The 18,912-nt window shown below is 60.5% G+C and carries 17 protein-coding genes; 14 read left to right on the top strand and 3 right to left on the bottom strand.

Going from position 1 to position 18,912, the window contains the following annotated elements; translation table 11 throughout:
- Positions 1–9: 9 nt before the first annotated feature.
- The 11 genes from ACM1ZW_RS15465 to pdeM all read left to right on the top strand — a co-directional run bounded on the left by ACM1ZW_RS15465 (position 10) and on the right by pdeM (position 14,131).
- On the top strand, positions 10–654 hold the full coding sequence (locus tag ACM1ZW_RS15465; RefSeq protein WP_416738857.1) for a glutathione binding-like protein: 645 nt from the start codon (positions 10–12) through the stop codon (positions 652–654).
- Between the two features lie 281 nt (positions 655–935).
- Positions 936–3,386, top strand: a complete 2,451-nt coding sequence (locus tag ACM1ZW_RS15460) for a penicillin acylase family protein (protein WP_414884898.1) — start codon at positions 936–938, stop codon at positions 3,384–3,386.
- Between the two features lie 178 nt (positions 3,387–3,564).
- The gene (locus ACM1ZW_RS15455) at positions 3,565–4,599 is read left to right on the top strand and encodes a ligase-associated DNA damage response exonuclease (protein ID WP_416738856.1); all 1,035 of its coding nucleotides are present in this window, start codon (positions 3,565–3,567) and stop codon (positions 4,597–4,599) included.
- The gene (locus tag ACM1ZW_RS15450; protein ID WP_416738855.1) at positions 4,596–6,284 is read left to right on the top strand and encodes an ATP-dependent DNA ligase; all 1,689 of its coding nucleotides are present in this window, start codon (positions 4,596–4,598) and stop codon (positions 6,282–6,284) included. The genes ACM1ZW_RS15455 and ACM1ZW_RS15450 overlap by 4 nt, the downstream gene beginning before the upstream one ends.
- Before the next feature lie 319 nt (positions 6,285–6,603).
- Complete coding sequence (locus ACM1ZW_RS15445) at positions 6,604–7,386, top strand: transporter substrate-binding domain-containing protein (protein ID WP_017336791.1); 783 nt, start codon at positions 6,604–6,606, stop codon at positions 7,384–7,386.
- 56 nt (positions 7,387–7,442) lie between these two features.
- A complete protein-coding gene (locus ACM1ZW_RS15440) occupies positions 7,443–8,171 on the top strand; it encodes an ABC transporter permease (protein ID WP_017336790.1) in 729 nt (242 codons plus the stop codon).
- Positions 8,168–8,878, top strand: coding sequence for an ABC transporter permease (locus tag ACM1ZW_RS15435; protein ID WP_017336789.1), 711 nt, complete (start codon positions 8,168–8,170; stop codon positions 8,876–8,878). The genes ACM1ZW_RS15440 and ACM1ZW_RS15435 overlap by 4 nt, the downstream gene beginning before the upstream one ends.
- 12 nt (positions 8,879–8,890) lie before the next feature.
- Complete coding sequence (locus tag ACM1ZW_RS15430) at positions 8,891–10,009, top strand: succinylglutamate desuccinylase/aspartoacylase family protein (RefSeq protein ID WP_017336788.1); 1,119 nt, start codon at positions 8,891–8,893, stop codon at positions 10,007–10,009.
- A gap of 13 nt (positions 10,010–10,022) precedes the next feature.
- On the top strand, positions 10,023–10,787 hold the full coding sequence (locus ACM1ZW_RS15425; RefSeq protein ID WP_017336787.1) for an ABC transporter ATP-binding protein: 765 nt from the start codon (positions 10,023–10,025) through the stop codon (positions 10,785–10,787).
- 204 nt (positions 10,788–10,991) lie between these two features.
- Complete coding sequence (locus ACM1ZW_RS15420) at positions 10,992–13,475, top strand: ligase-associated DNA damage response DEXH box helicase (RefSeq protein WP_416738854.1); 2,484 nt, start codon at positions 10,992–10,994, stop codon at positions 13,473–13,475.
- Positions 13,475–14,131, top strand: coding sequence for a ligase-associated DNA damage response endonuclease PdeM (pdeM, locus tag ACM1ZW_RS15415; RefSeq protein ID WP_017336785.1), 657 nt, complete (start codon positions 13,475–13,477; stop codon positions 14,129–14,131). The genes ACM1ZW_RS15420 and pdeM overlap by 1 nt, the downstream gene beginning before the upstream one ends.
- A gap of 48 nt (positions 14,132–14,179) precedes the next feature.
- On the opposite strand, the gene ACM1ZW_RS15410 is transcribed toward pdeM, so the two are convergent.
- Positions 14,180–14,389, bottom strand: a complete 210-nt coding sequence (locus ACM1ZW_RS15410; protein WP_017336784.1) for a hypothetical protein — start codon at positions 14,387–14,389, stop codon at positions 14,180–14,182.
- A gap of 106 nt (positions 14,390–14,495) precedes the next feature.
- Positions 14,496–15,062, bottom strand: coding sequence for a dCTP deaminase (dcd, locus tag ACM1ZW_RS15405; protein WP_007904652.1), 567 nt, complete (start codon positions 15,060–15,062; stop codon positions 14,496–14,498).
- 354 nt (positions 15,063–15,416) lie between these two features.
- On the opposite strand from dcd, the gene ACM1ZW_RS15400 reads away from it, so the two are divergent.
- A complete protein-coding gene (locus ACM1ZW_RS15400) occupies positions 15,417–15,626 on the top strand; it encodes a cold-shock protein (RefSeq protein ID WP_002554837.1) in 210 nt (69 codons plus the stop codon).
- 111 nt (positions 15,627–15,737) lie between these two features.
- Here the strand turns inward: ACM1ZW_RS15400 and ACM1ZW_RS15395 are convergent, their stop codons facing one another.
- Positions 15,738–16,748 carry a DUF481 domain-containing protein gene (locus ACM1ZW_RS15395; RefSeq protein WP_416738852.1) on the bottom strand — a complete coding sequence of 337 codons (1,011 nt, stop codon included), beginning with the start codon at positions 16,746–16,748 and terminating at the stop codon, positions 15,738–15,740.
- A gap of 135 nt (positions 16,749–16,883) precedes the next feature.
- Here ACM1ZW_RS15395 and ACM1ZW_RS15390 point away from each other — a divergent pair, with 135 nt between their 5' ends.
- Positions 16,884–17,264 carry an MGMT family protein gene (locus ACM1ZW_RS15390; protein WP_238588318.1) on the top strand — a complete coding sequence of 127 codons (381 nt, stop codon included), beginning with the start codon at positions 16,884–16,886 and terminating at the stop codon, positions 17,262–17,264.
- 43 nt (positions 17,265–17,307) lie between these two features.
- The gene (locus ACM1ZW_RS15385) at positions 17,308–18,867 is read left to right on the top strand and encodes an AmpG family muropeptide MFS transporter (protein ID WP_017336781.1); all 1,560 of its coding nucleotides are present in this window, start codon (positions 17,308–17,310) and stop codon (positions 18,865–18,867) included.
- Positions 18,868–18,912 lie beyond the last annotated feature (45 nt).

Raw genomic sequence — 18,912 nt, 5'->3', positions numbered from 1 at the left:
GAGTACTTCATGATCGACCTGTATTACTGGACCACCCCCAACGGCCACAAAATCTCGATTTTCCTGGAAGAAGCCGGCCTGCCTTACAACGTGCACCCGATCAACATCAGCCAGAACGAACAGTTCCAGCCGAATTTCCTGAAAATCTCTCCGAACAACAGAATTCCAGCGATCGTCGATCATGAGCCAGCCGATGGCGGGCAACCTCTGTCGCTGTTCGAGTCCGGGGCGATCCTGCTGTACCTGGCGGAAAAGACCGGCAAGTTCCTGCCCAAGGACCTGCGCGGTCGCCAGCAGGCGCTGCAATGGTTGTTCTGGCAGATGGGCGGGCTGGGGCCGATGGCCGGGCAGAATCATCACTTCAGCCAGTTCGCGCCGGAGAAAATCCCTTACGCGATCAAGCGCTACATCGATGAGACGGCGCGCCTTTACGGCGTACTCGACAAGCAACTGGCGAACAACGAGTTTGTCGCCGGCAACGAATACAGCATTGCCGACATGGCGATCTACCCCTGGATCGTTTCCCACAAATGGCAGAGCCAGAATCTGGAAGATTTCCCGAATATTCTGCGTTGGTTCAACCACATCCAGGATCGGCCGGCGACGATGAAGGCGTATGCCCTTGCGGCGAAAATCAACCCACCCAAGCCCTGAGGAACACCACAGTCCCTCAGCATGTTCAAAACCCCTGTGGCGAGGGAGCTTGCTCCCGCCCGGCTGTGCAGCAGACGCAATCCAGGCACCTCTGTTTCCGATGAGCCCGGTTTGGGAGCGCTGCGCACTCCAGCGAGAGCAAGCTCCCTCGCCACAGGGACATCGCTGACCTCGGTTTATCAGACAAATCCTGAAATAACCCCATACCCCGCTTGCGCGGCCACCTCCTGCTCTCTAACGTAGCGCCTTTATTGCGCCTCTACCCCCGCAGGAGCTTTGCCATGGCCTCGCCAGCCCTCACACATTTTCTTCCCCGGTTCGGCGTTGCCGCAGCAGTGGCCGGTGTTTTGAGCCTGACCGGTTGTCAGACCTGGAACACCCAGGACACCCTCCCGCCGACGACTGGCGTGCAGCCGCTCAAGGGTCTGGCGCAGAACGTTTCAGTGCGCCGCAATGCCATGGGCATGCCGTTGATCGAAAGCAGCACGTTCCACGACGCACTGTTCACCCTCGGTTACGTGCACGCGAGCGACCGCATCACGCAAATGGTCACCCTGCGCCTGCTGGCCCAGGGCCGTTTGTCGGAGATGTCCGGCTCGGACCTGCTGGATGCCGACCGTTACATGCGCGCCGTCAACCTGAAGAAAAGCGCCGGTGAGTTGTACAAGGCCTCGTCGCCGCGCCTTAAACGCTTCTTCGAAGTCTATGCCCGCGGGGTCAACGCCTACCTGTTCCGCTACCGCGACAAGCTCCCGGCAGACCTCGCGGCCACCGGCTACAAGCCCGAGTACTGGAAACCGGAAGACTCGGCGCTGATTTTCTGCCTGCTGAACTTCAGTCAATCGGCGAACCTGCCCGAGGAAATTTCCTCGCTGGTGCTGGCCCAAACGGTCACCACCGACAAACTCGCCTGGCTGACACCGTCCGCTCCCGACGAAAAACTGCCCGTGGCCGAAGCCGAAAAACTTCAGGGCCTCAAGCTGAACGGTGCAATTGCGGGGCTCGCCGACATCAGCAAGGCCACAGCTCAACTGTCCGACCTGAATCTGCTGGGCGCCACGTCATCGAACAACTGGGCGATCGCCCCGCAACGCAGCCGCAGCGGCAAAAGCCTGCTGGCCAGCGACAGCCATGGGCCGCTGGGCGTGCCGTCGTTGCTCAGTTACGTGCAGATTCGTACGCCGAAATATCAGGCGTCCGGCGTGACCATCGCCGGTTTGCCGATGGTGCTGGGCGGCTTCAACGGCAAAGTGGCGTGGAGCATGGCGTCGGTCATGGGCGACAACCAGGACCTGTTCCTGGAAAAAATCAAACGCCAGGGCAACGGACTTTCCTACGAAGTCGGCGGCAAATGGCAGCCGGCCATCGTTCGCAACGAAACCTACTTCGTCAAAGGCCAGCGGCCGATTCGCGAAGCGGTGTACGAAACCCGCCACGGACCGCTGCTCAACAGTGCCAAAGGCACAGCGTTGGATAACGGCCTGGGTCTGGCATTGCAGACGCCGAACTTCACCGATGACAAATCCCTGGACGCGTTTTTCGACCTGTCCCGGGCGCAGAACGTCGAGAAAGCCTCGGACGCCAGCCGTGAAATCCGCGCGATCACGCTGAACCTGGTCTTCGCCGACGCCAGCAACATCGGCTGGCAAGTCACCGGCCGTTACCCGAACCGCCGCGAAGGCGAAGGCCTGCTACCGTCGCCGGGCTGGGAAGGTCGTTACGACTGGGACGGTTACGCTGACCCGATGCTGCACCCGTACGATCAGGATCCGGCGCAAGGCTGGCTCGGCACCGCCAACCAGCGGGTCATTCCCCATGGCTACGGCATGCAGCTGTCCAACTCGTGGTCGGCGCCGGAGCGCGGCGAACGCATGGCCGAACTGGCCGGCGCGGGCAAACACGACACGCGCAGTGTGATCGCCATGCAATACGATCAGACCACCACCTTCGCCGCCAAACTGAAGAAGATGTTTGCAGCGCCGGGTATGGCCCAACCGCTGAAACAGGCTATCGAGGCGCTGCCGGTCGCTGATCGCGGCAAGGCTCATGAAGCGCTGACCCGCCTGATGGCATTCGACGGCAAACTCGCGCCGACCTCCGCCGATGCGGCGATTTACGAGTTGTTCCTGCAGCAAAGCGCGCAGCAAATTTTCCTCGACGAATTGGGCCCGGAAAGTAGCCCCGCATGGAAAGCCTTTATCGCCAACGGCAAGTTGTCCTACGCGGCCCAGGCCGATCACCTGCTGGGCCGTGAAGACAGCCCGTTCTGGGATGACGCGCGCACGCCGCAGAAAGAAGACAAACCAGCGATCCTCGCCCGCAGCCTTGCAGCCGCCATCACCGCCGGCGACAGCCAGTTGGGCGGCGACCACAAAGCCTGGCAGTGGGGCAAATTGCACCGTTATGAGTGGAAAAACGCCAGTGGCCAGACCGTGCGCGGCCCGCTCGCGGCCGGCGGCGATCACACTACGCTGAACACCGCGGCGTTCGCCTGGGGCCAGGATTTCAACACCACGCTGGCGCCGGCCATGCGCTTCATCGTCGACTTCGGCCAGGCCGAACCGCTGATGGGCCAGAACGGCACGGGTCAGTCCGGTAATCCGGCCAGCCCCCATTACCTCGACAGCGTGCAGCCGTGGCTCAAGGGGCAATACGTGAGTCTGCCGATGCAACCGCAGAACTACGACAAGGTGTACGGGACCAAGCGATTGACGCTGACACCCGGAAAATAAGAGCAAAGAAAAGATCAAAAGATCGCAGCCTTCGGCAGCTCCTACAGTGGATTCGCGTTCATCTGCAGGAGCTGTCGAAGGCTGCGATCTTTTGCTTTTGATCGTTGCAAAAAACCCATAGAACTTCTGACCTCGGCCAAACCTCATAGCTAACAAGTCCCTCCATTTTGGTAACAACATGGATCTTGTTATCGCGCGTCCCGAAGGCTTGTATTGCCCCGCCGGCGATTTCTATATCGACCCGTGGCGGCCGGTCGAGCGTTCGGTTATCACCCACGCCCACGGCGATCATGCCCGAGGCGGCAACCAGCACTATCTGGCGGCCGCCCCCGGCGAAGGGATATTGCGCGCGCGACTGGGCCAGGACATCAACCTGCAAACCCTGGCCTATGGCGAACGGCTGCTGCACCACGGCGTCACCCTGAGTTTTCATCCCGCCGGCCATGTGCTCGGCTCGGCACAGGTGCGCCTGGAATACGGCGGCGAGATCTGGGTCGCTTCAGGAGATTACAAAGTCGAGCCCGACGGCACTTGCGCGCCTTTCGAACCGGTGCGCTGCCACACCTTCATCACCGAATCGACATTTGGCCTGCCGATCTACCGCTGGCAACCCCAGGCGCAGGTGTTTGCAGAGATCAATCAGTGGTGGCAAGCCAACGCCGTCGAAGACAAGGCCAGCGTGCTGTTTTGCTATTCCTTCGGCAAGGCACAGCGGATTCTCCACGGCATCGACGCCAGCCTCGGCCCCATTCTGGTGCACGGTGCCGTCGAGCCGCTCAACCGGGTGTATCGCGAGAGCGGCGTGTATTTACCGCCAACGATCTACGCCGGCGATGTCAAAAAGAGCGACCCGATGATGCGCAACGCGCTCATTCTGGCCCCGCCTTCCGCTGGCGGTAGCACCTGGATGCGCCGCTTCGGTGACTACAGCGATGGCTTTGCAAGCGGCTGGATGCGTTTACGCGGCACACGGCGCCGGCGCGGTGTCGACCGTGGCTTCGTGTTGTCCGACCACGCCGACTGGCCAGGCCTGCTCTGGGCCATCGAGCAGACCGGCGCCGAGCGCGTCATGGTCACCCATGGTTCGGTGGCGGTCCTGGTGCGCCATCTGCGCGAACAAGGTCTCGACGCCCAAGGGTTCACCACCGAGTACGGCGACGATGAAGAAGACATTACAATCACCGAACCCGAGAGCACCGAGGTGCTGCCATGAAGGCCTTCGCCGAGTTGTATGCGGAACTTGATGCCACGACCTCGAGCAACGCCAAATTGGCGGCCATGCAACATTACTTCGCCCAGGCCGCGCCGGAAGACGCGGCATGGGCGGTGTATTTTCTGTCCGGCGGACGCCCTCGCCAACTGGTGCCGGTGCGCATCCTGCGTGAACTCGCTGTAGCGTATTCCGGCCTGTCGCCGTGGTTGTTCGAAGAGAGTTATCAGGCGGTCGGTGATCTGGCGGAAACCATCTCGCTGGTACTGCCTGAAACGCCCCACAGCTCCACCGACGGATTGGCGGTGTGGATCGAAGAAAAACTGCTGCCGTTGCGCGGCGAATCTCCCGAAGTGCTCGCCGAACAGTTGCCAACACTCTGGTCGCAACTGGACCGCCCCAGCCTGATGCTCTGCATCAAACTGATCACCGGCAGTTTCCGCGTCGGCGTCTCAAAGTTGTTGGTGACCCGCGCCCTCGCGGCGATGGCACAGCTCGACAGCAAACGCGTGGCCCAGCGTTTGGTGGGTTACACCGACCTGTCCAATCGCCCGAGCGCGGCCAGTTACCTGAAGCTGATTGCGGCCGAATCGTCGGATGAACATGCTCAGCGCGGCGGTCAGCCCTATCCGTTTTTTCTGGCGCATGCGCTATCCCAACCGGTCGAACAGTTCGACGGGTTGCTCGGCCCGGCCAGCCACTGGCAAGTGGAATGGAAGTGGGATGGTATCCGTGCCCAAGTGGTCAAGCGCGACGGCCGACTGTGGATCTGGTCCCGCGGTGAAGAGTTGGTCACCGAACGCTTTCCCGAACTCGACAGCCTGGTCCACGGCCTGCCCGACGGCACGGTGATCGACGGTGAAATCGTTGCCTGGAAAACCGCGCCACCGGACACCGAGGATGCCTTCGATCCACTGGCGCCAACGCCGCCCGCGGTCCAACCGTTCGCCCTGCTGCAACAGCGGATCGGCCGTAAAACCCTGGGCAAGAAAATCCTCGAAGAAGTCCCGGTGGTTGTGCTCGCCTACGACTTGCTGGAATGGGCGGGCGAAGACTGGCGCAACCAGCCTCAAGCCAGGCGTCGCACCCAACTGGAGCACGTCATCGCTGACTGCAGCAACCCGGTGTTACTGCCCTCCCCCGTGCTCACCGGGGAAGACTGGTTCGACCTCGCCCGCCAACGCGAAGCCTCCCGCCGCCTCGGCGTCGAAGGCATGATGCTCAAGGCCCGCGATGCGTTGTATGGCGTCGGCCGCACCAAGGACATGGGCGTCTGGTGGAAATGGAAAGTCGACCCGTTCAGCGTCGACGCGGTGCTGATCTACGCGCAACGCGGGCATGGCCGTCGGGCCAGTCTCTACAGCGACTACACCTTCGCCGTGTGGGACGGCCCGCCGGACGCCAGCGAACGCACTCTGGTGCCGTTCGCCAAGGCCTATTCGGGGCTCACCGACGCAGAGATGCGCCAGGTCGACAGCATTGTGCGCAAGACTACCGTCGAAAAATTCGGACCGGTCAGCAGCGTGAAACCGAGCCTCGTGTTTGAGCTGGGGTTTGAAGGGATTGCCCTGTCCAAGCGACACAAGAGCGGGATAGCGGTGCGGTTTCCGCGGATGTTGCGGTGGCGGCAGGATAAATCCGTTGAAGAGGCTGACAACCTGGCCACATTGCAGGATTTGTTGGGCTGAAAGAGGCCTCGTGGCGAGGGCGCTTGCGCCCGCTGGAACGCAAAGCGGTCCCGGTTTACAGAGATTTACGACGGCTGCGCAGTCGAGCGGGAGTAAGCTCCCTCGCCACAGGATTGCGTCCGCCCGACCTGATTTGGTGCAACCTGTTTGCGACGCCCGTTTTCGTGCACAAATCCCGCCTTGCCATTTCTCGTATCACCTTTTAAAACGCTTGTTCGGCACTCTGGTTCGGAAATTGCTACTTTCAATGGGTCTTACGCTTTCCAGTAACAATAATTCTGCGCCACAAGCGCTCATATTGGTTCTTAGGGATTGAATAATGAAAAAAGCATTGCTGACCCTTTCTGCACTGGCGTTGTGCATGGCTGCCGGCTCCGCGCTGGCCAAGGAATACAAAGAACTGCGTTTCGGCGTTGACCCTTCCTATGCACCGTTCGAGTCGAAAGCGGCCGACGGTAGCCTGGTGGGCTTCGACATCGATTTGGGGAACGCGATCTGCGCCGAGCTGAAGGTCAAGTGCAAATGGGTCGAAAGCGATTTCGACGGCATGATTCCGGGCCTGAAGGCCAATAAATTCGACGGTGTGATCTCTTCGATGACCGTCACCCCGGCCCGCGAAAAAGTCATCGACTTCTCCAGCGAGCTGTTCTCCGGCCCAACCGCTTACGTGTTCAAGAAAGGTTCCGGCCTGAGCGAAGACGTCGCGTCCCTGAAGGGCAAGACCGTAGGCTACGAGCAAGGCACCATCCAGGAAGCCTACGCCAAGGCCGTGCTGGACAAGGCTGGCGTGAAAACCCAGGCTTACCAGAACCAGGACCAGGTGTATTCGGACCTGATGTCCGGTCGCCTCGATGCGGCAATCCAGGACATGCTGCAAGCCGAACTGGGCTTCTTGAAGTCGCCTAAAGGCGAAGGCTACGAAGTCAGCAAGCCGGTCGACAGCGAATTGCTGCCAGCCAAAACAGCTATCGGTATCTCTAAAGGTAACAAAGACCTCAAGGCACTTTTGGATAAAGGTATCAAAGCGTTACACGACGATGGCACCTACGCCACCATTCAGAAGAAACACTTTGGCGATCTGAATCTGTACAGCGGCAAATAATGCCCGGCGCCCATCTCGCGATGGGCGCTTTTTTCATCCGATCAGGTTGCTGATTTATGTTCGAAAACCTCTTACAAAATCTGGGGCTCTCTGCCTTCAGCCTCAAGGGCTTCGGCCCGTTGCTGATGGAAGGCACCTGGATGACCATCAAATTATCGGCGCTGTCGCTGCTGGTGGCCGTGTTGCTCGGCCTGCTCGGCGCCAGTGCCAAACTGTCAAAAGTCAAACTGGTGCGCGTTCCGGCACAGATCTACACCACGCTGATTCGCGGCGTGCCAGACCTGGTGCTGATGCTGCTGATCTTCTACAGCCTGCAAACCTGGTTGACGTCGCTCACCGACTTCATGGAATGGGAATACATCGAGATCAACCCGTTCAGCGCCGGGGTCATCACCCTGGGCTTCATTTATGGCGCGTACTTCACCGAAACCTTTCGTGGCGCGATTCTCGCGGTGCCACGGGGCCAGGTCGAAGCGGCGACCGCCTATGGCCTCAAGCGTGGCCAGCGGTTCTGGATCGTGGTGTTTCCACAGATGATGCGCTTTGCCCTGCCGGGCATCGGTAACAACTGGATGGTGATGCTCAAGGCCACCGCGCTGGTATCGATCATCGGCCTCGCCGACCTGGTCAAGGCCGCGCAGGACGCCGGCAAAAGCAGTTATCAGCTGTTTTACTTCCTGGTGCTGGCCGCGTTGATCTACCTGCTGATCACCAGCGCCTCCAACTTCATCCTGCGCTGGCTTGAACGCCGCTACTCCGCCGGCTCCCGGGAGGCCGTACGATGATCGAACTCCTGCAGGAATACTGGAAACCTTTCCTCTATACCGATGGCTACAACATCACTGGCCTGGCCATGACCCTGTGGCTGCTCAGCGCGTCGATCTTCATCGGGTTCCTGGTGTCGATCCCGTTGTCCATCGCCCGGGTGTCACCGCATTTCTACATTCGCTGGCCGGTGCAGTTCTACACTTACCTGTTCCGCGGGACGCCGCTGTATATCCAGCTGCTGATTTGCTACACCGGCATTTACAGCCTGGCCGCCGTGCGCGAGCAGCCGATACTCGATGCGTTCTTTCGCGACGCGATGAACTGCACCATCCTGGCGTTCGCCCTGAACACCTGCGCCTACACCACGGAGATTTTCGCCGGGGCGATCCGCAGCATGGCCCATGGTGAAGTCGAAGCGGCCAAGGCCTACGGTCTGACCGGCTGGAAGTTGTATGCCTACGTGATCATGCCGTCGGCGCTGCGTCGCTCGTTGCCGTATTACAGCAACGAAGTGATCCTGATGCTGCACTCGACCACGGTGGCGTTCACCGCGACCGTCCCGGACATCCTGAAAGTCGCGCGGGACGCCAACTCGGCGACCTTCCTGACCTTCCAGTCGTTCGGCATCGCCGCGCTGATCTACCTGACCGTTACCTTTGCGCTGGTCGGACTGTTCCGCCTCGCCGAACGCCGATGGCTGGCGTTCCTCGGGCCGACCCACTAGGACTTCTTGCAAATGCGCCACCAGATACATGACCTGCTGGCCCCGCTGCCGGGGACCGCACGACAGATTCACAGTTTCCACTTCGGCCCGACGACGGCCCAGGGCAAGATCTATATCCAGGCGTCCCTGCACGCCGATGAAATGCCCGGCATGCTGGTCGCCTGGCACCTCAAGCAGCGCCTGGCGGAACTCGAAGCCTCCGGTCGCCTGCGCAGCGAAATCGTGCTGGTGCCGGTGGCCAACCCGGTCGGCCTCGAACAAGTGCTGATGGATGTGCCGCTGGGGCGCTACGAGCTCGAAAGCGGCCAGAACTTCAACCGCTGGTTCGTCGATCTGAGCGAAGAAGTCGGCAACGAAATCGAAGGCCAACTGGGCGACGATCCGCAGCGCAACCTCGAACTGATCCGCAGCAGCCTGCGTCAGGCGCTGGCGCGACAGACCGCCAGCACTCAACTGCAATCCCAGCGCCTGATCCTGCAACGACTGGCCTGTGATGCGGACGTGGTGCTGGACCTGCATTGCGATTTCGAAGCGGTCGCGCACCTCTACACCACGCCCGAAGCCTGGCCGCAGGTCGAGCCGCTGGCCCGTTACATCGGTGCCGAAGCGAGTCTGCTGGCCACCGATTCCGGCGGCCAGTCGTTCGACGAGTGCTTCACCCTGCTCTGGTGGCAGTTGAAGGAGCGCTTCGGCGAGCATTTCGATATTCCGCTGGGGAGTTTTTCGGTGACCGTCGAATTGCGCGGCCAGGGTGACGTCAATCATCCATTGGCCAGCCTCGACTGCCAGGCGTTGCTTGATTACCTGATTCACCACGGCGCCATTGCCGGCGAACCGGCGCCCCTGCCGGAGCTGCCGTATCCCGCCACGCCGCTGGCCGCCGTCGAACCGGTGGCTACGCCCGTGGGCGGCTTGCTGGTGTTCACAGCGCTGCCGGGGGAATACCTCGAAGCCGGGCAACGGGTCGCCGAAATCATCGACCCGGTCAATGACCGCGTCACCCCCGTTCACTGCACCGTCGCCGGGCTGATGTACGCCCGCTCGCTGCGGCGCATGGCCACTGCCGGCATGGTGATCGCCCACGTCGCGGGCACCGAAGCCTATCGCAGCGGTTACCTACTTTCGCCTTGAGGATGCATGTCCCATGTACAAACTGACCATCGAAGGCCTGCATAAAAGCTATGGCGATCATCATGTGCTCAAAGGCGTTTCACTCAAGGCCAACACCGGCGACGTCATCAGCCTGATCGGCGCCAGCGGCTCGGGTAAAAGTACTTTTCTGCGCTGCATCAACTTTCTTGAACAACCCAACGACGGCACCATGACCCTGGACGGTCAGAACATCCGCATGATCAAGGACCGCCACGGCATGCACGTGGCCGACGCCGATGAACTGCAAAAAATCCGCACGCGCCTGGCCATGGTGTTCCAGCACTTCAACCTGTGGAGCCACATGACGGTGCTGGAAAACATCACCATGGCCCCGCGCCGGGTGCTGGGCTGCAGCAAGCAGGAAGCCGAAGACCGCGCCCGTCGTTATCTCGACAAGGTTGGCCTGGCTGCACGCGTGGCAGACCAGTACCCGGCGTTTCTTTCCGGGGGTCAGCAACAACGTGTGGCCATTGCGCGAGCGTTGGCCATGGAACCGGAAGTCATGCTGTTCGACGAACCGACCTCGGCGCTCGACCCCGAGCTGGTGGGTGAAGTGCTCAGGGTGATCCAGGGTCTGGCCGAAGAAGGGCGGACCATGATCATGGTCACCCACGAAATGAGCTTCGCCCGCAAGGTGTCGAGCCAGGTGCTTTTTCTGCATCAGGGACTGGTCGAGGAAGAAGGCGCGCCGGAAGACGTGCTGGGCAATCCGAAGAGCGAGCGGTTGAAGCAATTCCTCAGCGGTAATCTCAAGTAAACGTCGCCGATAAACCTGTGGGAGCCAGCTTGCTTGCGTGAGGCCATGTCATCCGCCACATAAGGTGACTGACACACCGCTATCGCGAGCAAGCTCGCTACCACGGGGTAAGGTGTCAATCGCTGACACGACAGCAAAGCAATTAAACTTGTCGCATTCCCCCGCGGTCACTGAAAGAACACGTTCAGAGCGCACACCGCCGGCATGGGAACCTCCTCCGACTTCGCAAAGCACTGGTTCACCGCTCGCGGCTGGAAACCGTTCGCCTTTCAGAAACAGGTGTGGGCCGCGGTCAAACAAGGGCAATCCGGGTTGCTGCACGCCAGCACGGGTGCCGGCAAAACCTACGCCGTCTGGTTTGCCGCCCTCAACCGCTTCGCCTCTGCCGCCCCTGTTGAAAAATCCCGCAAACGAAAACCGCTTGCCGAACCACTGACGGTTCTGTGGATAACGCCCATGCGCGCCTTGGCCGCGGACACCGCCCGCGCACTGGAAGCGCCGTTGCGCGACTTGCAGCTCCCGTGGAGTGTTGGCCTGCGCACCGGCGACACCAGCAGCAGCGAACGCGCGCGGCAGACCCGGCGGCTGCCCTCCGCGCTGATCACCACGCCGGAAAGCCTCACCCTGATGCTCGCCCGTGCCGACGCGCAAACCGCGCTGTCGACCTTGCGTATGGTGGTGGTGGACGAATGGCACGAATTGCTCGGCAACAAACGCGGCGTACAACTGCAACTTGCCCTCGCTCGCCTGCGTCGGTGGAATCCCGAACTGATCGTGTGGGGTGTTTCCGCAACGCTGGGTAATCAGTCCCACGCCGAACAGGTCCTAATCCCACAAGGCGGTGGCATTAGCGTTCAGGGCGAAACCCGCAAGGCGCTGCTCGTCGACACGCTGTTGCCGCCAGCCATCGAGCGTTTTCCATGGGCCGGGCATATCGGGTTGAAGATGTTGCCGCAGGTGGTCGCGGAACTGGATGCCAGCCCCGCAAGCCTGGTCTTCACCAACACCCGTGCCCAGTCCGAAATCTGGTATCAGGCGCTGCTGGAAGCACGCCCCGACTGGGCCGGCTTGATTGCCTTGCATCACAGCTCGCTGTCACGCGACACCCGCGACTGGGTCGAACGCGCACTCAAGGACGGCCAGCTCAAAGCGGTGGTCTGCACCTCCAGCCTGGACCTCGGCGTAGACTTCCTGCCGGTGGAGCGGGTGATACAGATCGGCTCGGCCAAAGGAGTGGCGCGACTGATGCAGCGTGCCGGGCGGTCCGGCCATGCACCGGGACGCGTGTCGCGGGTGACGCTCGTGCCAACGCACAGCCTGGAGTTGATCGAAGCCGCCGCCGCTCAGGACGCCGTGGCGCAGCGCCGGATCGAACCCCGAGAATCGCCGCATAAACCGCTGGATGTGCTGGTTCAGCATCTGGTCAGCATGGCCTTGGGCGGTGGTTTTTTGCCCGATGAGTTGTATGAAGAAGTCCGCGGGGCCTGGGCTTATCGTGATCTCACGCTGGAAGACTGGACCTGGGCGCTGGCTTTCGTACGCCACGGAGGGCTTTCCCTGACGGCGTATCCGGATTATCGCCGCGTTGAACCGGATCAACAGGGTGTCTGGCGCGTGCCGGATGCGCGCTTGGCCCGGCGCCATCGCATGAGCATCGGCACAATTGTCAGCGACGCAAGCATCCAGCTGAAGTTCTGGAGCAAGGGCGGCGGGGGCAAGCAACTGGGCAGCGTCGAGGAAGGGTTTATCGCACGTCTCAAACCGGGCGACGGCTTTCTGTTTGCCGGCCGACTGCTCGAATTGGTGCGCGTGGAAAACATGACCGCTTACGTCAAACGCAGCACGGTAAAAAAAGCCGCGGTGCCACGATGGAACGGTGGGCGCATGCCGCTTTCCAGCGAGTTGGCCCGGGCGGTAGTCGAGCGTTTCGGTGCAGCGGCGCTGGGCGAGTTCATCGGTCCTGAAATGCAGGCCTTGCGTCCGTTACTGGAGGTGCAACAGCGCTGGTCGGGATTGCCAACCGAGAACAGTCTGCTGGCTGAAACGCTGAAATCCCGCGAGGGTTGGCACCTTTTCCTCTTCCCCTTCGCCGGGCGCCAGGTGCATTTGGGGCTGGCGAGTCTGCTGGCATGGCGTGTCAGTCAGCAACAGGCGGTGACGTTTTCCATTGCGGTCAACGATTACGGGCTGGAATTGCTCAGCGCCACCTGTGTGGAGTGGTCCAGTGTCCTGAACCCCGGACTGCTGAGTCCCGAGCAGTTATTGAACGATGTGCTCGCCAGCCTGAACGCTGGCGAACTGGCGCTGCGGCGCTTTCGGGAAATCGCACGGATTGCCGGGCTCGTGTTCGCCGGGTATCCCGGCGCCCCGAAAAGTACGCGGCAGGTTCAGGCCTCCAGTGGTTTGTTTTACGAAGTGTTCAAGCAATACGACGCCGGGAACCTGCTCCTGGCCCAGGCCGGGGAAGAAGTCCTGCGCAACGAGCTGGATATTCATCGTCTGGAAAAGACGCTGGAGCACATCAGTCGACTCAGGCTCGACGTGCATCCGGTCAAACGTCCTACGCCCCTCGGGTTTCCACTGCTGGTAGAACGCATGCGCGAAAGCATGAGTTCGGAAAAACTCGCCGATCGCATCAGGCGCATGGTCAGCGACCTTGAGAACACCGCGGAAACCGGAAAAGTCTGATGAGTACGCCCTATCCCGTAAGCCTGGCTGGTGAAGAACTATGGTTGTTGCCGGAAAAGGCCCTCTACTGGCCTGCGCAACAAGCCCTGCTGATTGCCGACGTGCATTTCGGCAAGGCCGCCGCCTACCGAACGCTCGGCCAGCCGGTGCCCCGGGGCACCACCTCCAGCAATATCGCCGTGCTCGACGGATTGCTGGCGGCCCTGCCCTGCCGCCAGCTGATTTTCCTCGGAGATTTTCTTCACGGGCCCGGCTCCCATGCCACCGAGACGCTGAAGGCCTTGGCCGACTGGAGAGCGCGACACTGCCAGCTGCCCATGACACTGATTCGGGGAAATCACGACAAACGTGCCGGGGATCCACCGGCGTCGCTGAACATTCGCGTGGTGCCTGAGCCTTTGCTACTGGGGCCGTTTGCGTTGCAGCACGAACCTCAACCGCATCCGCAGCGGCACGTGCTCGCTGGCCATGTGCATCCGGTCTATCGGTTGAACGGTCGAGGTCGGCAAAGCCTGCGGCTGGCGTGCTTCAGATTTGCCGGGGAAATCAGCCTGCTTCCGGCCTTCGGTGCGTTCACCGGTGGGTATCAGGTCGAAAGGGACGACAGCTGTAGGATTTTTGTCATCGGTGATAACGAAATATGGCCAGTCAGCTGAAGTCTTCAAGGACATCAGCTGACTGGCCATTCGTCTACAACCTGTCAATCAGGCAACCGGCGCGGGAGGCGGCTCATCCGGCAGGGTCGGCTCACCGGGTTCGGTGGGTTGTTCGTTAGGGGTATCGGGATCAGGCTGGCCGGGGATGCCCCCCGCCATGCTGATTGGCGGATGTGCCAACAAGGACCAGGCCAAGACGCCAACCTGATTGGGCTCAAGCCTTGCCAGTTCGGCACTTATTCGCGGATCGATCTTCATAAAGCACTCCTGAGCAAAGGCCTGGTTCGCTGTGCGCGAACCGGGCAGTACACCCAGTAGAGTGTCTACCCGCTCAAGAATTCCCGCTAGCTGCCAGATGAATCGATCAGGTACGTGGCAGGGTCACGCCGCGTTGGCCCTGATACTTGCCGCCACGGTCTTTGTAGGAAACTTCGCACTCTTCGTCTGATTCAAGGAACAGCATCTGTGCCACGCCTTCGTTGGCGTAGATTTTCGCCGGCAGGTTGGTGGTGTTGGAGAATTCCAGGGTCACGTGCCCCTCCCACTCAGGCTCGAGCGGGGTCACGTTGACGATGATGCCGCAGCGGGCGTAGGTGCTTTTGCCCAGGCAGATGGTCAATACGTTGCGCGGAATACGGAAGTATTCGACGGTGCTCGCCAGGGCGAAAGAGTTCGGCGGGATGATGCAGACATCGCTGTGGATGTCGACGAAACTGCCAGCATCGAAATTTTTCGGGTCGACGATAGCCGAGTTAATGTTGGTGAACACCTTGAAATGATTAGTGCAACGAACGTCGTAGCCGTAACTCGACACGCCGTAGGAGATCACACGGCTATCGTCGCTGCCGCGCACCTGGCGCTCGACGAACGGTTCGATCATGCCGTGCTCTTGCGCCATGCGGCGAATCCACTTGTCCGATTTGATGCTCATGGCGGGTGTCCTGAATAGCGAGGTGGAAAAAATCTGTCCGGCATCTTACCGGGCGCGCGCTTCGGGTTCAAAGACCGTGGCGCAATTCTCGCCGATCCCCCGTAAATTCCGGCGCTTCGCCGCAATACGATGCACCGTCAGTCACGAAAACAGAGAAACCTTCGCAGGAAGCATTGGCACGTCCCGGAAAAAGGGTTAAGGTGGCGCCACTGTGCTGCTTGTGTCACTGAGAATCTCTACACGATATGTTGAATTTCGATCCAACCATCTACAAGAATTTTTCCTGCTCTTTGCACTCAGTCTCGGCCAGGGTTCTTCCTGTGTCGCAGTTATCTTTGTTCAAGGAGTTACACCATGTCTAATCGCCAAACTGGTACCGTTAAGTGGTTCAACGATGAAAAAGGCTTCGGCTTCATCACTCCACAATCCGGTGACGACCTGTTCGTTCACTTCAAAGCTATCCAATCCGACGGCTTCAAAAGCCTGAAAGAAGGCCAACAGGTTTCTTTCATCGCTACCCGCGGTCAGAAAGGCATGCAAGCTGAAGAAGTTCAAGTTATCTAACTTGTACTTGCTTTAGTAAAAAGCCCCGCCCTTAAAAGCGGGGCTTTTTTGTGCCTGTGTGTTTTGCAGGCAAAAAAAAATCGCAGCCCGTGGGCTGCGATTTTTTGTGGCTTACCAGGCCACACCGAATCCTGCGGTGTAGCGGGTCTTGTCCAGATCGGCATCGTCATCGGTACCGCTGATGATGTCTCGTTCGGCCTTCAGGTTAAGCGACGCCCATTCGGTCACTTTGTAGCGCAGGCCCACTTCCGCATCGAGCGCATAATCTGCCACGCCCGACAACGGCTTGCCCACTTCGCCATTGGTGAAGAACTCCACCTTCTTGCCGATCAGGTAGCGGTTGTAATCCCACTTCATCGCCAGGGAATAGAAGTTTTCTTTCCTGCCGTCGTCGAATTGGTAATCCGTGCGGTTGACCAGCGAGCCCAGCGAGAATGCGCCCAGCTCGTCATCCCAGAACTGGTAACCCGGCCCGGTACCGACGGTGCGCTGACGGGAGAGCTCTTCAACCTTGTCGCGCTTATAGACCGCGCGGCCCTGCCAGAACCATTTCTCGGTCAGGAAGCGGTCGAGGGAGTACTCGCCCCGCCAGTTGTCGGTGGTAACCACGTCATCCTGGAATTCACGGTTGTACTCGCCTTCCGCGATATGCCGCCATCTGCCATGACGCGCAGTGGTCTTGAAGTCGATGTCGTAATCGTCGGTGTCTTTTTCCGCCCGCTGGTAATCCAGCGCCGCATCGATATTGCCTTTCCAGACCAGATCTTCGACGACCGGCTTGGGTTTGAGAATCTGCTGGATACTCGCCAGCTCGACCGTCTTCGGTGCCTCGCCGTTTTCCAGCGTCACCTTGCCGTCGTCTGCCGCGTGCAGCGACTTGGCTTTCTCGCCTTTGTAGGTTTCCTGCTTGACCAGCAACTCCTGATCGCTTTCCAGGGTTTTGACCTGCTTCCAGTCGATAGGCACCGAGCCGGCGTACTCGGTCTGAATCAACAGTTTGCCGCCGTCAAACAGCTTGATCTTGCCGCTCAGTTTGTCGCCGTTCTTCAACCAGACGGTATCGGCGAGCACGGGCGAGGAAGCACTCAAGACAGCGAGGCACAGCAGGGTTCTGGACACCATAAGCAAATACAGGCTCAAGTTTGCGAAAAAAGTCGGCATTATCCCAAGGAACAAGGCCCTAGCTTGGACTGACACGACTATTCCCACCGAGTTCATTTCTCAGTAAGCGATCAAGGATTTACTCTACAGACGGTAATGCGAACCTCTTCAGGAAGCCCGAACGTGACTGACCCCACCCTCGAAACAGAAAGTGCCGCGCAAATCCGACGCACGGCGCTCTATCTGACCCTGGCGCAGGTGCCCGAGGGCAAAGTCGTGAGTTATGGTCAGCTGGCCGAACTGGCAGGACTCGGCCGCGCGGCGCGCTGGGTCGGTCGTACCCTGAGCCAGTTGCCCGGCGACACCAAACTGCCCTGGCACCGCGTGCTCGGCGCCGGCGGTCGAATCAGCCTGCCGGTGGGCAGTCCCTCAGGGGATGAGCAGCGCGCGCGATTACGCTCCGAAGGGATCAGTGTCCTGAACAATCGTGTTGATATTCAGCGCCATGGCTGGCGCCCGGTAGAGCACAGCGGTTAGAGTGCGCGCTTTGTTTCCGTAATCTTGAGGCAGACTTCAGCCCATGCCCCGTAAAACCTGGCGCGCCGCGCTCGCCGCCTATGCCAGCCCTTCAACACTTGTGCTGTTGTTGCTTGGTTTCGCCGCCGGCCTGCCCTACATGCTGGTGTTTTCGACACTGTCGGTCTGGTTGCGTGAAGCCGGTGTGGCTCGCGAAACCATCGGCTATGCAAGCCTGATCGGCCTGGCCTACGCCTTTAAATGGGTCTGGTCGCCGCTGCTCGACCAATGGCGCCTGCCCTTGCTTGGCAAGCTCGGTCGCCGTCGCTCGTGGTTGGTGCTGTCCCAGGCACTGGTAATCCTCGGCCTGATCGGGATGGGTTTCTGCGACCCGCAAAAACATCTGTCCTGGCTGATCGCAATCGCCGTGGTCGTAGCCTTCGCTTCGGCGACGCAGGACATCGCGGTCGACGCCTATCGCCTGGAAATCGCCGACGACACCCGTCAGGCCGCCCTCGCCGCCAGCTACATGTCCGGCTACCGGATCGCGGCGCTGCTGGCCACTGCCGGCGCCCTGTTCTTCGCCGAAGGCTTCGGCTCCACCGGTTTCAACTATAAGCATTCGGCATGGGCCGGCACTTACCTGCTGTTCGGCGCCCTGATGGTTCCGGCGTTGCTCACCTCGTTTTTCATGCGTGAACCGCCAGTGCCGTTACGCACGCAACTCCAGGCCGGGCGCTACAGCTTTGCGCATCAACTGGCCTCGGTGTTCGTGCTGATCGTGCTGCTGGTGTCCGTGCCGGCCATGTTTACCCAGCTCTACAACACCGACTTCGCCAGCGTGCTGTTCCAAGGCACGAGCCTGCTCGACCTGCTGCTGGAAGATCGCGCGTTCCTGCGGGCGATTCTCTACACCACGCTCACCGCGCTGTGCCTTTCGGCCATAGGCCGCCGAGGCCTCGCGCCCGTACTCACCCCGATCAACGACTTCATTCTGCGTTACCGCTGGCAGGCACTGCTGCTACTCGGACTGATCGCCACGTATCGGATGTCGGATACGGTAATGGGCGTGATGGCCAACGTGTTCTATATCGACCAAGGCTTCACCAAGGATCAGATTGCCAGCGTCAGCAAAATCTTCGGCCTGATCATGACCCTGGTCGGCGCCGGCATGGGCGGACTGCTGATCGTGCGTTTCGGCATCCTGCCGATCCTGTTCATCGGCGGCGTGGCGTCAGCGGGCACCAACATCCTGTTCCTGATGCTCGCCGACATGGGCGCCAACCTGAACATGCTGATCCTGACCATTTCCCTCGACAACTTCAGCTCGGGCCTGGCGACCTCGGCGTTCGTCGCCTATCTGTCGAGCCTGACCAACCTCAAGTTCTCGGCCACCCAATACGCCCTGCTTAGCTCGATCATGCTCCTGCTGCCACGCCTGATCGGCGGCTATTCCGGGGTCATGGTGGAAAAGTTCGGCTATCACAATTTCTTCCTGATCACCGCGTTGCTGGGTGTTCCGACACTGCTGTTGATCGCCCTGCACTGGTTCCAGGAGAACCGCCGCGAAGGCCCGACACCGACGCCAGAACCGGTGCCGACCCAGGTCGCGGAAGAATCGTAGGACGCTTCGCCGAGGGCGTGGAGAATCCTGCCCTCGAGCCACACC

The organism is Pseudomonas sp. NFX71 (genome assembly GCF_048079215.1).
GTDB classification, from domain to species: Bacteria; Pseudomonadota; Gammaproteobacteria; order Pseudomonadales; family Pseudomonadaceae; genus Aquipseudomonas; species Aquipseudomonas fluorescens_B.
This window is presented reverse-complemented; position numbering and strand designations above follow the sequence as displayed.